Genomic DNA, 14758 nt, shown 5'->3' on the forward strand with positions numbered 1-14758 from the left:
TAATAAATAAACCGTTCTAATGCCCATTAAAGTATGTAATGGCTCAGATCTTTGTCTTTTACAAGATCTTCGAGTTGTTTGCTTACATAAGTTGGATCAATTGTGATCTCCCCGGAATTGATGTCATCCGGAACTGCAAACAGTAATTCATCAAATAATGAAGACATTATGGTATGCAAACGTCTGGCTCCGATATTTTCTACCTGAGAGTTCACCACAGCTGCAATTCTGGCTAGTTCGAGAATGGCATCATCGGTAAATTCTATTTTTACGCCCTCTGTTTCCAGCATAGCTTCATACTGTTTGGTAAGTGCGTTCTTTGGTTGAGAAAGGATCTTTACAAAATCTTCTTCAGTTAGAGAATTCAGTTCCACGCGAATTGGGAAACGACCCTGAAGTTCGGGAATCATATCAGATGGTTTTGATACATGAAATGCACCTGAACCCACAAACAGAATATGATCAGTTTTCACAATTCCATGCTTAGTGTTAACGGTACTTCCTTCAACGATCGGCAGAAGATCACGCTGAACACCCTGACGACTTACATCAGGTCCGCTTTTTCCTGCTCCGGTGGATGGCTCAGCAATTTTGTCGATCTCGTCAATAAATACAATCCCTTGCTTTTGAACTCTTTCCAGTGCTTCCTGAACCGCTGATTCATGATCGATCAGTTTTTCAGCTTCTTCTTCCAAAAGGGCTTCTCTTGCTTCGGATATAGGAAGTTTTCTCTTAGCTTTTTTGCCTTTACCGCCCATATTCCCCAGCATATCCTGAAGATTCATTCCCATCTCTTCCATTCCGCCCGGACCGAATACCTGCATCATTGGAGTTTTGGTATTTTTTACTTCGATCTCTATCTCACGATCTTCCAGTTCTCCGTTGCGAAGTTTTTCTCTGAAGCGCTCACGGGTTCTCATATTCAGTTCTTCGTCGCCGGCTTTAGCGGGATCAAAATCTGAATCAGAACTTCCTGATCCTGAATTAAAACCAACGCCTTTTTTGGTAACAGGAGGGATGAGGTTATCCAGGATTCTGTTCTCAACAGCTTGAGCTGCTTTTTCTTTAACGCGTTCCTGCATTTCAGCTTTTACCATACTAACGGCAATATCGGTGAGGTCGCGGATCATAGATTCAACATCACGTCCTACATAACCAACTTCGGTAAACTTGGAAGCTTCCACTTTAACAAAGGGAGCCATCGCAAGTTTTGCCAGTCTGCGGGCGATCTCAGTTTTACCGACACCGGTAGGTCCGATCAATAAAATATTATTCGGAACTATCTCTTCTCTGATTTCTTCTCTGGAGTTTAATCTTCTCCAGCGGTTTCTTAGCGCAATTGCCACAGAACGCTTTGCAGCTTTTTGCCCGACGATATACTTATCAAGCTCTTTTACAATTTGTTGTGGCGTTAAATTCTTTTCTTCTAACATCATTTAGTCCTCAATTTCTATGATCGACAAATTATGATTTGTATAGATGTCGATGTCTGCAGCAATATTCAGTGATTCTTCAACGATCTGCTTAGCAGTTAATTTCTTAGCATGTTTACTCATTGCTCGGGCTGCTGAAAGAGCGTATGAACCGCCACTTCCGATGGTGGCAATATTGTCATCAGGCTCAATTACATCACCCTGACCTGAGATAACCAAAGCATTCTCATTATTCATAACGATAAGTAATGCTTCCAGCTTTTGAAGGAATTTATCTTTTCTCCATTCCTTAGCCAGTTCAACAGCAGCACGCTGCATATTGCCGTTATATTCGTTTAGTTTTTCTTCGTACTTCTCAAAAAGGGTAAAGGCATCTGCTGTAGATCCGGCAAAACCGGCAAGAACTTTCCCTCCGTATAATTTTCTAACTTTCTTTACGGTAGATTTCATCACCGTTTTGTCCATGGTAGCTTGTCCGTCGCTACCCAATGCAGCTTTTCCATTGTGGATAACACCCACAACCGTTGTTGCATGTAATTTGAATGCACTCATTGTATAAAATTAAATTCAGTTTAGGCTAAGATCGGCAAAAACCAAGCCATCAAAATATCAGTACTAATTTTGATGGGTATGGTTCTTTCTTCCATTCGAATTGGCAGAACTTCCTGACGTTCTGTTTCCGCTGTTTCGATGATTGCTTTTCTTTGTGATCTCCAGGTCTTCTTTACCTCGATCTATTTCCTCAACATATTCAACCTGTTGGAGTGCTTCATCAATCGAAGCTCCACGCATAACCACATCCGTAATATCTACGTCAGAACCGGATAGTGTTACCTTGAATCTGCTCAATGGAATGCTTTCATCAGCTACTAAGGTAATTTTGATGTGCAATTTTGACATCCATTTCCAGCGCTTGCTGAACATTCCCTTGTTGATGAGTGTCTTCATGTACGGATTTACATACAGATCGACTGCACGATACTCAGAAGCATGCTTAAATTTACTTAACCAGCTTTCAATATCAGTAAGGATCGTGTCATCGCTGATCACATCACCACTTCCGCCACACATCGGGCAGACTTTAGACACGGAGTTGATCACACTTGGACGAATTCTCTGTCTTGTGATCTGCACCAATCCGAAATCACTCATTCCCAGCATATTGGTTTTTGCAGGATCTTTTCGGAATTCTTTCTTTAGCTCGTCGTAGATCTTCTTACGATTTTTGTCGTCTCTCAGATCAATGAAATCTACCACGATAATTCCACCGATGTCTCTGAGTCGAAGTTGTTTAGCGATTTCTCTGGCAGCGTCAAGATTGGTTTTAAGAGAATTGTCTTCTTGTCTTGCTTTAGCCGCATACGGTCCTGAGTTCACATCCACTACATACATCGCTTCTGTCTGCTCAAAGATCAGGTAACCGCCCGACTTCATTCTCACTCTTGGGTTGAAGATAGAGTTGATGTCCTCAGCAATTCCCATTTGGTCGAAAATATGCTTTTTGCCTTTATACTGATGTACGTTTTGAGCCATCTCAGGAGCAATCTGACCAACATAAGATTTAAGCTGACGATACATTTTTGGGTCGTCAACCAATACGCGCTCGTAGTTCTTAGCAAAAAGATCGCGGATCAGGCTTTCTGTCATGTCCAGATCTCTGTGCAGGAGAGAAGGTGGTTTAGCAGTTTCAAGCTTGTCTAAGATCTTTTCCCATTTCCTTAAAACATCACGAAGATCATCTTCAATAGCTTTTTCGTCCTGGCCCTGAGCAACTGTTCTTACGATAACGCCGAAACCATCCGGCACCATATCACCAAGAACATTTTTTAAACGACGACGCTCTTTGTAATTAGAAATTTTCTTAGAAACAGCGATGTAATCACCCATCGGGATCAACACTAAAAAGCGTCCTGCAATGGTGATATCGGTAGAAATTCTTGGTCCTTTGGAGCCAATCGGTTCTTTAACGATCTGAACCAATAGTTTTTGACCATTTCTTAAGATCTTTCCGGCGAGTGCTTGTTTCTGATGATTAGCAAGTTTCTCTTTGTTCTTCAGATCCGGCTTTGCATGACTCGGAATAGCATTTTTGCCATTAAGCATAGCAATGTATTCATCTAAATGGTCGCCTGCATCAGAGAAGTGCAGGAAAGCGTCTTTAGGAGTTCCCATATCGATGAAAGCAGCTTTGATACCGCTCATCACTTTATGGACTTTAGCTACATGAATATTACCAACTGTACGCTGGTTCTCTTCGGATTGGATGAATAATTGAGCGAGCTCTCCGTCTTCGAGCAACGCAATCCGAGCTTGATCCTCGGTGGAATGAATTATGATTTGATTCTTCATTGAATTTCTTTTTTGAGCGGCCGTTAGCTGCAATACATGCTATCCACTGTCGAATTCTGAGTACTAACTCCGGATCGTAAAATGAGCGTATATAGGATGTTACCTGAAAAGGCAGCGCAGTAACATCGGCCTGATTATCTTGAAAATTTGTTTTTTTAGGGGCTGATGGTTGTGAAATATCAGCGAAAAGTTTCTGCTTTATAAGTACAAAAATTGATGTGCAGAATAAAAGTAGATCGGTAGAAATAGCATCAAGAAGCATGTTTTTCTCTTCTTGTCCATTTTGTAATTGATATGTATTCAGTGCGTAGTGCAAAAAATAGTCTCTGTAAAAATCTTTTTATTTAACCGTCTTTATAAATACAAATATACGGCTGATTCCAATACTTTGAAATGATTAAATGATGTAATTTTTTTTGGAGTGAGGCTAGGAGTTTTTAGAGTGCTGACCGATTGTTAATGGAAACATAGATCTGTTCTGACTCTTTAGAAATGTCTATCCAGCTTTCGTTGAGTTTTATCTGATCAGGCTCAAGTCTTTGTTTGATTAGTTTAAGAGTCTGATTCCGTAGCCCGGCTAATTCTTTTGAAGTTTCAGAAGTAATTAGGTTCTGATTAACAAATACTTCCAGGTTATTATCACAAAGAGCGGAATGGATATCTATGTCTAGCTCATCATAAACTCGAAAACCAATTTCCTTTTCAGACTCTATTTCTAAAACTGAAGAAAGGCTTCTTAAGGTTTCAATTAGCCAACTAAATTTTTCTGTTACAGAAAGCATTCTTGGATTAGTGATTTTTTAAATGACGAGTAGAAAGCGATTCTTAGGCACGTAGCAATTATTTAATGATTTGAAGATATTCCTTGATTGTAACTTCAGAATAAAATGTTCTTATTCCATCAAAATATTCATAGTTGTGCTTGCTCAACTCTTCACGAAATGAATTGAATAAGCGATAGATAAGTGGATGGGATTGGTCTTTTGTCAGATTTAAAACTATCTGTTGAAATTCCGGAAGCATTTCTCCTTTGCTAGAATTATCTGGGTTGATCTTATAAATACGAGTATTATCTAAACCATTCATAAATAAGCGTGTATAGTATTTAAAATGGTATAAATTTTTCTGAATTAAATCTGGATGTTGTGCGGAAAGTAAAGAAGTCTCCCATTTTTTTAATCTGTCAACTAAAATGGAGTAGTCACCAACATATCCTTCTCCAATATCTTTTTCAGTTAACAGCAGATCAACGTAGCTATTTAAAGGTTTTGAATTTGAATTAGCAAAGTACTTTTTATAGATATCCGGAGAATAAGAAACATACATTTCTTCAGTTGATGATAATACGAGTGCTAATCCTGCGCTTCTGAGCGAATCAGCATATTTTTTGCTCTTAGTTGAATATTTATCTCTGTAATAACTTGGGACGTAATGATTATAAAAATGATCGGTTTGTGCATCAGAATATCTCTTATAGAATTTATCGAAAATCAAGAAAATTGAAAGCTGTTGCTCTGAAGATTGACATTGAGTATTCATTAAGGAATTAGTTAATGCGATAACTTCCTGACCTGACTCCAATGAGTGAAGAGGAATCTTCTCTAGTTCATTTTGGTAAGACTCAATCGGACAATTAAATAGTAAAAAAAGTAGAATAAGGTTCATTAGAAATATCGCGTGCTTAACGACCCGGCGTTTAAGCGGCACAGGTTCTCGGTTTTTATTTGAAGTAACTGAATAATTGTATTGGGTACAAGTGAGAACCCATCCCTGTCCCTTCCCTTAAAAAAGGGAAGGGGACGTTGTAATTAAAATCTGAGTGGAGTTATAGAGTCTCCCTCCCTGATGTTAGGGAGGGAACAAGGGTGGGTCAGAGAATTGGCGAAGATTTAAATCTCCCTTCAAAAGGAGATCGATCGAACACTTGTATGAGATCAGAGAGATGTTGTGCAGTTTATGAACTCCGAACTTGCACAACGCCTATTTCTTGTCCCGAACGTCCAGTTCTGAGTGTGATAGTGAGGCTCTGCCTAGTTTTCTTCAATCTGTCATTAGAAGCTGGAGCTTCCGACTGGCGTTCCCAAGCTGAGCTTGGGAACGAGGTTAATACCGAGATTCTTAGATACAAATTTCAATATGGCTTTTCGGGTAAGATTTGACTGGTATGCCAGATCGTTAGCATATAAATACAATCTGGTTTTATTTCATAAACCAGCCTGTAATTTCCATGAATAAGCTCTTTGATTTCATCACGATTGAATTCAGGCACCATTCTGCCACTACCTGGTTGTGATCTTAGCTGTTCACAATGATGGAAAATCTCTTCCGCTCACTTTATAGCTGTCGGAATGTGATCCAAAGCGATGTAATCCGTAAACTCCTCAACTCGAGTAAGAAAACGATCGGTAAAAATTACTTCCATTTAGAAAGATGTTTTTCAATCCTTTCTTTAGCTTCATCCATGGTAAAGGTATTACCTTGCACAACTTGTTGTTTTGCTTCCAGTAAATCTTCCAGCATTTCCATTCTTTCGGCAATGCGCTCGTATTCGGATACATCCATCAAAACAGCGGCACTTTTTCCATGTTGAGTTAAGACGATAGGTTGTTTGTCTTTCTTCAGGCGTTTTACAAAATCAGCAGACTTTTTACGAAACTCGGATAGTGGTTCGATATCTTTTGAAAGAGAAATATTCATATAAGTACATATAAAGTTTTTTAAAGTACTATAAATATACCGAATTGAAAGAAAGTTACCAATGTAAGGTAGGTCGGGCTAAAATTAAGTGAATTAACAAGAGTTGTTACTTAAATGAAGAGGAAGCAGTAGCTTGGGATGGAGGATAAGGGTTTTTACTCTATTATTTCAGCCATTATTATTTTAGAATTCTTCCCATTACTGCTTCTACTCCCGAGAAGTGTAAATCTTCCATTAGGAGAAAAGTCTACAATTTGAGTATATATTTTATCATTACGAGGGAGGATTGTACGGTCTGTTCCATCACTACGAATTAAACCAACTTCAGCAACAGAACAATATGGACAAACACCTTCCATTGCTGCTAAATAAAATGCGATTATTTTGCCGTCAGGTGTAGCACTTGTTGCGACATCAGGAATATTTGAGGAGACAACTGTTGTATCACTTCCATCTCGATTCATAGTTACTATTGCGTCTTCCGAAGAGGTGTCTGAGTATAAGATACGTTGTCCATTTGCTATGAAAGTAACTGGTATCTGATGAGAATCAACTTTCTCAGGATCATTATCTGCAGTAAGATTTTTTTGGTTATCGCCGGTTGAGTCCATAGTCCAAACATCTACTTCTCCCTCAGCTGAATGAAAAAAAAGGATTTTCTTTCCATCAGGAGAAAATCCAACCGCATTTGTGGAGAAATCTGTTAGTTGACGAATATTCGAACCGTCGACATCAACCATATTGATGCGCCAACCAAGCCCGTACCCTTTGAAAGTATTGAAAAGAATAGATTTGCCATCGGGTGAAAAGGATATGGGCTCGTTGTCGCCTACAACTAAATCATTGTCATCTATAGCATCAAAAACTTTGACAGAATTCAAATTTTGAATATCAACAATAAAAATATCCTTACCCAATGTATACAATACCTTTAAACCATCTGGGGAGAAACTAATAGGTTTTCGAACTAGCCCATCCGGACCTGTTGTTAAACTACGAAAACCTGATCCATCAATTTTTATAATTGCTGGGTAGACACTTCCATTGGGTTCTGTAACACTTATTAAAATTTGATTTCCATTGGGAGAGAAGGCAATAGGAGTGACAGTTTGAGAGTTGTCACCTTCGAATACAGTATGTATTTTATAATCAATACTTTTAATTGAACTATCATGATTTGTTACATCACAACTTATTAAGGAAGTTAGTATCAATAGAATTAAAAACCTGTGTCTTAACATTTGTTCACTCAATTATACACTATGAATCATGAGAATGATCATCTTAGAAGTAAGTTTTAACAGTATAAACTGATATTATTTGCACAATATGTCAGTACAGAACTTCGAATAAATCAAAAAATTGTAAAAATCACGGTGCTTGTCTTTCAAAGATAGCAAAAGGGTGAACTAAAACAAGAACTAAGACGAACCCATCCCTGTCCCTTCCCTTAAACAAGGGAAGGGGACGTTGTAATTAAAATCTGAGTGGAGTTATGGAGTTTACATTCCTAAAGTTAGGGAGGGAATAAGGGTGGGTCAGAGAATTGGCGAAGATTTAAATCTCCCTTCAAAAGGAGACCGATCGAACACTTATATGAGATCAGAGAGATGTTGTGGAGTTTCTGAGCTAGTAAACCGCACAACATACTCCGTCCGCCATTCGGCGGGCACCTCCTTCAAAGGAGGATTATGAGAGCTAGAAATAAAATCAAAACCCTTCACCTTGGTTATACTTGAACAAAGATGTCATTAAAACTGATCAGATATAATGTTGCGGATCAGGCTTGTTCACGACAATAGCTCAGTTTTTTTTTTGGAGAAATGTCAAAGAAAAAAGGTCTGTCCAACTTCAGAAATTACTTAACTTCTATTTGGATGTTGGATGTTGGATGTTGGATGTTGGATGTTGGATGTTGGATGTTGGGTGTTCTTATCCTTTTGCCTTAGCACCAATTCTTCCTGCCCAGAGTTTGAAATCGTCCAGGATGATATAAATGGATGGAAGAACGATCAGAGTAACAACAGTAGAGAAGATCAATCCGCCAACAATAGCTCTTGCCATTGGGAAGTAGGGAGGTCCGTCCCCACCAATTTGAGTAGTTCCGATACAAAGTGGAATCAATCCAAGAACCGTTGTTCCTGCAGTCATTAAAATTGGACGCATTCGGTCTTTTCCGCCTTGAACAACAGCTTCTGCGCGACTCATTCCTTCTTCTCTCAAATGAATGATATGATCGATCAGAACGATACCGTTGTTAACCACAATTCCCATCAGAATGAGAATTCCGATCATCGCCATAAGATCAAAAGTGGTTCCGGTAAAAAAGAAAAACCAGAAAATCCCAACAATTCCGTATAGTATACAAGCAAGAACGGCGGTAGGATACATCAATGATTCAAACAAGGAGGCCATTACCAGATAGATCAGGAAGAAAGCAATTCCGATGTTGAACAACATTGTTCCCATGGCTTCATCGTCGTTGCTGAAACTGCGACCATAACTCCATGAATAACCTGCAGGATATACAATTTGATCCATAATAGATCTGAGTTTGTCTCTGGCATCATCAGGAGTCATACCTTCTTCAAGATTGACAGCAATCCCCATGGATGTTTTACGATCCTGTCGAAATATCCTTCCAGGACCGGAAGCTTGTTCAAAACTGGCAAGAGTGGAGAGGGAAGTTGTTCGGTCACCTTCTATAGATATTGGAAGGTTTTTAAGATCCGCAACAGACTGTTTGTCTACATTTTGAAGAGCGAGAATAACGTCAATTTCTGAATTAGCACTTCTTACTTTACGCAGATTTTGTCCACGTACTGCATTTGAAACCGATCTTGCCACAGCTTGAGAACTCAATCCGAAGGTTTTGGCTTTTTCGGAATCGATGGTTAACCGAACTTCATCTCTGCCGCGTTCAGCATCCGATTTCACATCCGTAAATCCCTCAACCTGAGAAATCCTCCATTCAACCTGATCGGCTAATTCTGTAAGTACATCCATGGACTCACCCTGCACATACACCCGTATAGATTCACTGTTATTTCTGCTTCTGAATTCAAAAGCAGGCTCTCCAATGGTTACCACCGGCAAGTCTTTTTCGATCTCTTCTTTGATGAACTCGACAGATTTTTCAGCGTCTTCTTCATCCACCAAAATGATCGTGGACTGAGCATACTCAGGTTGGTAATAGGTGTATACAGATTCGATCTCAAATTTTTCCTGATTTCCATATAAATAGTCTTCCACTTTATCCACGGTCTCTTTTACACGTTCTAAAGTGTAAGAGCCATTCAGATTGTATCTGAGCTGTAATTCTCTTTCAGGATTATTAGGAAACATATCGATATTCATACCAAGTAAAATCGGAATTACTATACTAAAGAAGAGTAAAACTATACTGATGGTGGAGACCCATCTGCGTTCAATGAACCAAGCTAGGAATGCAGAATATTTATCTGAAAGTTTGTCAATAACCGTTCGTTTTACTTGTTTGGATCTGGGTTTAAATTTTGAAGTAAGTAGTGGTATCACCGTAAGTGAGATAAGCAGGGAAGCGATCAATGAAATAATGATCGGCATTCCAATGTAAAACATATATGGAGCGATAAAACTTTCATTCATAATATTAGGAAGGAAAACAACCACGGAAGTAAATGTACCTGCTGTTACCGCAATTCCTACTTCTTTTGCTCCCAGAACGGCCGCTTTTGACGGTTCCATGCCGTTTCTTCGATGTCGGTGTATGTTCTCGGTGACCACAACGGCATTATCCACCAACATACCAATGGCAAGTATCAAACCGGTCATGGATAGAATATTGATAGAAATATTTAAGAAGTAGAAAAAACCTAACGTTACTACCAATGAGAAAGGAACCGCGGTTGCTACAATCATAGTTGTTCCAAACTGACGAAGGAAGAAGAACAGCATCACTACCGAAAGTCCGGCACCTAAAACACCGGCATTCATTAATTCTTCTAAAGAACTCAGGATCCCCTCTGCTTGATTATTCATTTCGTAGATCTGAATCCCCTGCATTTCCGGAAGTTCATTGATCTCTTCAATTTCTTTCAGAACCCGATCAGCTGTTGCAACGGTATTCGCAGATGATTCTTTAACGATGTCTAAACCGATTGCATATTTTCGGTCTAAATGCCTGGCGTAATTTCTAACAGGAGAGGTGTATGCGACGGTTGCGATATCTTTTAAACGAAGATTGTTTTCTCCGATCACAAGGTTTTCAAAATCTTCGATCTCCGTTAATTCTCCCATCGGACGGACATTATATCTCAATCCCGCATCGTTAATCTTGCCTGCTGAGATCGAGAAGTTGGATCTGCTCAAACGTTGATTCAGATCATTCAGATCGATGTTATAATTCTGGAGCCGGTTTGCAAGTAATTCAATTCTGATCTCTTTCTTTTCCACACCATAAAGTGTAACCTGACCAACACCTTCAATGCGCTCAATTCGTTGTTTCAGATTTCGGTCTAAAAGATCATAGGCATTCGAAAGATCCCGTTCACTGGAGATACGTAATTGAAGCATATTACCGCCACCATCTTCAAACTTGAAGATCTGGTAATATTCAAAGTCGTCTGGCAGCTGGTTACGAACACTTTCTATTTTCTCTTTGATCTCGATAGCTTTAAGATCAATATCACTGCCTTGTGTGAATTGTATATTTACACCGCCTTCGTTCTCTCCTGCATTGGAGTTGATCTGCTTAACGCCACTTATAGTTGCTAAAACTTCTTCAATTGGTCGGACGACCTGTTCTTCAATTTCATTTGGCGAAGAATTAGGATAGGGGATCTGAACAAATGCCCCTGGAAATGAAATGTCCGGGAAATACTCCAGAGGAACCAAACGAGTAGCAATAAAACCGACAACCACAAGGCTCACAAAAACCATCATGGTTGTTACCGGTCTTTTTATGGAGATCTCAGTCATACTCATATCAGTTCTCCGTTACAACTTCAGGTTGTGTATCGTAATTTTTTCTGTCCATGATGGAATACATCACAGGAATAACGACAAGTGTTAGCAGCGTTGAAACCAGAAGTCCGCCAATTACAGTGATCCCCATCGGAGCTCTTAATTCTGCACCGTCGCCAAATCCGATAGCGAGAGGGAGAAGTCCCAAAGTAGTGGTTAATGTAGTCATCAAGATAGGGCGTAATCTGGATTTTCCGCCTTCAATAATAGCCTCATATTTATCCATACCACGTTCTCTTAGCTGGTTGATCAGATCGATCAATACAATTGCATTGTTAACTACAATTCCTGCTAGAAGGATCAAACCAATGAATACAACCACACTTATAGTTGTACCTGTAATAAAGAGAGCCAGAATAGCTCCAACCAAAGCAAGAGGAATAGTAAAGAGGATGATAAAAGGATGAAGCAGAGATTCGAACTGAGAAGCCATCACCAAATAAACCAGAAATACAGCCAGTGCCAGAGCGAATAACAGAGATTTAAATGATTCTCCCATTTCTTCATTTTGGCCGGCGATTCGGGCAAACACACCACTTGGCATCGTTGTTTCATTAATGATCTGTTGAACGTCAGTAGCAGCGTCTCCAAGATCTCCGTAATTCAGATTGGCAGTTACAACAGCAACTCTTTGCTGAGAAGCCCTGCGTATTTCTCCAGGACCGTTTGCAATCTTAACTTCAGCGATAGCGCTTAACGGAATAGAACGTTCACTGTTTGGATTGATTACCAGATTCTTGATCTCGTCGATAGAAGAGCGATCTTCTTCCTGAGCTCTTACCAACACATCAATTTTACGATCTCTCCATGAATATCTTGTTGCAACATCACCGCGAACATTACTCACCACTCGATCTGCAACTTCATGCACTTGTAATCCTAAAGCAGCGGCGCGATCTCGGTCAAACAGAATTTGAATTTCCGGACTACCGATCTGCATGGAATTTTTAACATCAGCAAAACGGGAATTGGCATCCATCTTTTGAACAATTTGGTCGCTTACTTCTTTAAGCTGTTCTAAATCGTAACCACTTATTTCAACTTCAACAGGAGTAGAAAATGAAAACAGAGACGGTCTGGAAAATTTATACTGCAATCCCGGCACTACTTGAAGATAACTTCTCATAGAACTCATTACCGAACTTTCAGTATCAGAAGAAGCTCCTGATGCCAGCAGAACATTTAGCTCGCCCCAGTTTTCTCCACCTTGATCAGGATTGGCATCCATTCTGTTACCCGTTCCGGCAACTGCAAAAGTAGACTGTACATTCTGAGCTTTCTTTGTGGCTTCCTGAACTGCTTTTAAAGCGGAATCTGTCTGCTCGATCGGTGTTCCGGGAGGAAGTTTGAATTCAACTTTAAACTCACCCTGAGATAACTGCGGAATAAGTTCAATACCGATCTTCTGTACCAAAGTTAAAGAGCCTGCAAAACAAAAAATAGCTACAACAATCACAATAAGTCTGTTGTTTAAAGATGTTTTCAGAAGCCCTAAATATACTTCTTCAGAAGCTTGGTAGAATTTATCGAAAGCCCACACAAAAGGGGAGAAGATGAATTTTAAAGCCTTGGCAAAGAAATTGAATATCGCCCGAATGGCTTTAGTTACAGCTGTTGGTATCGTATAGAAAAAGAACAATCTGCTTTTTCTGAAGAATCTCCCCGCAGATGTTCTTGGTTCTTTAAGCTCAAGTGGGGTGATTGCTTTTTCCCTGCCACTTAAGGATGACATCATCGGAATCAATGTAACCGCAACTACAAGAGAAGCGATCAATGAAAAGGTAACAGTGAGTGCCTGATCCCTGAATAATTGTCCGGCAATTCCATCCACAAAAACCAACGGAAAGAATACGGCAACGGTCGTAAGTGTTGAAGCGATCACTGCTGTTCCCACTTCGCTGGCTCCGTCTTTGGCTGCTTCCAGAGCATTTTTACCCATATCTTTATGTCTGGCAATATTCTCAAGTACTACAATGGAATTATCCACCAACATACCGATACCAAGTGCGATACCGCCCAACGACATAATGTTTAAGGTGATGTCATTTCCATACATCAGATTAAAAGTGGCGATAATGGAAACCGGAATCGAAACCGAGATGATCACGGTACTCCAAAAATTTCTTAAAAAGAAGTAGAGAACAAGAACCGCAAGAATACCACCGATAATACCCGCTGTTTTAACTTCGTTTACTGCTGATGAAATGAAAATAGATTGGTCGTATACTTTTTCCAGCTTCATCCCGGAAGGAAGGTTTCTCTGAATTTCGTTTATTCGTTCTTTAGCAGATTCAGCAACAGCAACCGTGTTCGCATCACCTTCTTTATAGATCGCGATCTCTACTGCTTCCTTAGCGTTTAATCGGATAATCGCTTCTCTTTCTTTATAACCTTGGCGGATGTCAGCCACATCTTTTAAGTATACTGCATTTCCATTTAAAACGGTAAGCACTGTATTTCTGATCTGATCTACATCTTTAAATTCGTTCAGTGTTCTTACTAAATACTGCTGTGTTCCTTCTTCTAATCGACCACCGGATAGATTTATATTTTCCGCACTTAAAGTAGATGTGATCGTCTCAATGGGAATGTTCAGATAGGCTAGTCGTTCCTGATCAATGTTTACCTGAATTTGTTCTTCAAGTCCACCGCTTATCTTTACAGATGCTACACCTTCTGAGGATTCCAGATTCTTTTTCAGAATTTCATCGGAAATGATTCGGAGTTGCTTTAATCTGGCGATCGCTTCCGGATCATTAAGGTCTTCATCTGGCTCTAAAAAAGAAGCCAGATCAACTTTTCTGTCATCAGTACTTTCCGGATCTTCTTTTTCACTGTCATCATAATACAAAGCATATCTGATGATAGGATCTAAAGTTGGATCAAAACGAAGCGTTACCGGCTTTTTGGCTTGCAGGGGAAGTTGAATAGCATCCAGTTTTGCGATTACATCCAAATTGGCAATATCCATATTGGTTCCCCAGGCGAACTCGAGAACAACATCTGATTGTCCCGCTCTGGAAATTGAACGAACCAGCTTAACCCCTTTTACAACTCCAACGGCTTCTTCAATTGGTTTGGAGATAAGGTTTTCAACTTCAATGGGAGCGGCTCCTTCAAACTCGGTGCGAACAGTAAGAGTTGGGTAACTGAGATCCGGAAGCAGGTTTACATTCAGGCGCGAAAGTGAAACAATCCCGAATAACAGAATCGCCACTGTAAACATCGAAATGGTTACTTTTCGCTTTACGGAGAAATCTATGAGTTTCATATCG

10 protein-coding genes are annotated in these 14758 nt (G+C 39.7%); all 10 read right to left on the reverse strand.

Going from position 1 to position 14758, the window contains the following annotated elements; genetic code table 11:
• Positions 1-26 precede the first annotated feature (26 nt).
• On the reverse strand, positions 27-1433 hold the full coding sequence (hslU, locus tag A8B79_RS05950) for an ATP-dependent protease ATPase subunit HslU (RefSeq protein ID WP_082894089.1): 1407 nt from the start codon (positions 1431-1433) through the stop codon (positions 27-29).
• A gap of 3 nt (positions 1434-1436) precedes the next feature.
• The gene (gene hslV / locus A8B79_RS05955) at positions 1437-1985 is read right to left on the reverse strand and encodes an ATP-dependent protease subunit HslV (RefSeq protein ID WP_066219414.1); all 549 of its coding nucleotides are present in this window, start codon (positions 1983-1985) and stop codon (positions 1437-1439) included.
• 63 nt (positions 1986-2048) lie between these two features.
• Positions 2049-3782 (reverse strand): Rne/Rng family ribonuclease, encoded by a 1734-nt coding sequence (locus A8B79_RS05960; RefSeq protein WP_066219417.1) that lies wholly within the window; start codon positions 3780-3782, stop codon positions 2049-2051.
• Positions 3783-4219: 437 nt separating this feature from the next.
• Complete coding sequence (locus tag A8B79_RS05965) at positions 4220-4564, reverse strand: hypothetical protein (RefSeq protein ID WP_066219420.1); 345 nt, start codon at positions 4562-4564, stop codon at positions 4220-4222.
• A 58-nt stretch (positions 4565-4622) separates the two neighbouring features.
• Positions 4623-5447: a hypothetical protein gene (locus A8B79_RS05970; protein ID WP_066219425.1), complete on the reverse strand. Its 825-nt coding sequence runs from the start codon at positions 5445-5447 to the stop codon at positions 4623-4625.
• A 466-nt stretch (positions 5448-5913) separates the two neighbouring features.
• On the reverse strand, positions 5914-6102 hold the full coding sequence (locus A8B79_RS16375; RefSeq protein WP_082894079.1) for a type II toxin-antitoxin system RelE/ParE family toxin: 189 nt from the start codon (positions 6100-6102) through the stop codon (positions 5914-5916).
• 92 nt (positions 6103-6194) lie between these two features.
• The gene (locus A8B79_RS05975; RefSeq protein ID WP_066219428.1) at positions 6195-6479 is read right to left on the reverse strand and encodes a type II toxin-antitoxin system Phd/YefM family antitoxin; all 285 of its coding nucleotides are present in this window, start codon (positions 6477-6479) and stop codon (positions 6195-6197) included.
• A 155-nt stretch (positions 6480-6634) separates the two neighbouring features.
• Positions 6635-7693: a PD40 domain-containing protein gene (locus A8B79_RS05980; RefSeq protein WP_066219429.1), complete on the reverse strand. Its 1059-nt coding sequence runs from the start codon at positions 7691-7693 to the stop codon at positions 6635-6637.
• Between the two features lie 718 nt (positions 7694-8411).
• A complete protein-coding gene (locus A8B79_RS05985; protein WP_066219432.1) occupies positions 8412-11444 on the reverse strand; it encodes an efflux RND transporter permease subunit in 3033 nt (1010 codons plus the stop codon).
• 1 nt (position 11445) lies between these two features.
• Positions 11446-14754 (reverse strand): efflux RND transporter permease subunit, encoded by a 3309-nt coding sequence (locus tag A8B79_RS05990; RefSeq protein WP_066219437.1) that lies wholly within the window; start codon positions 14752-14754, stop codon positions 11446-11448.
• Positions 14755-14758 lie beyond the last annotated feature (4 nt).

This window comes from Balneola sp. EhC07 (assembly GCF_001650905.1).
Taxonomy (GTDB): domain Bacteria; phylum Bacteroidota; class Rhodothermia; order Balneolales; family Balneolaceae; genus Balneola.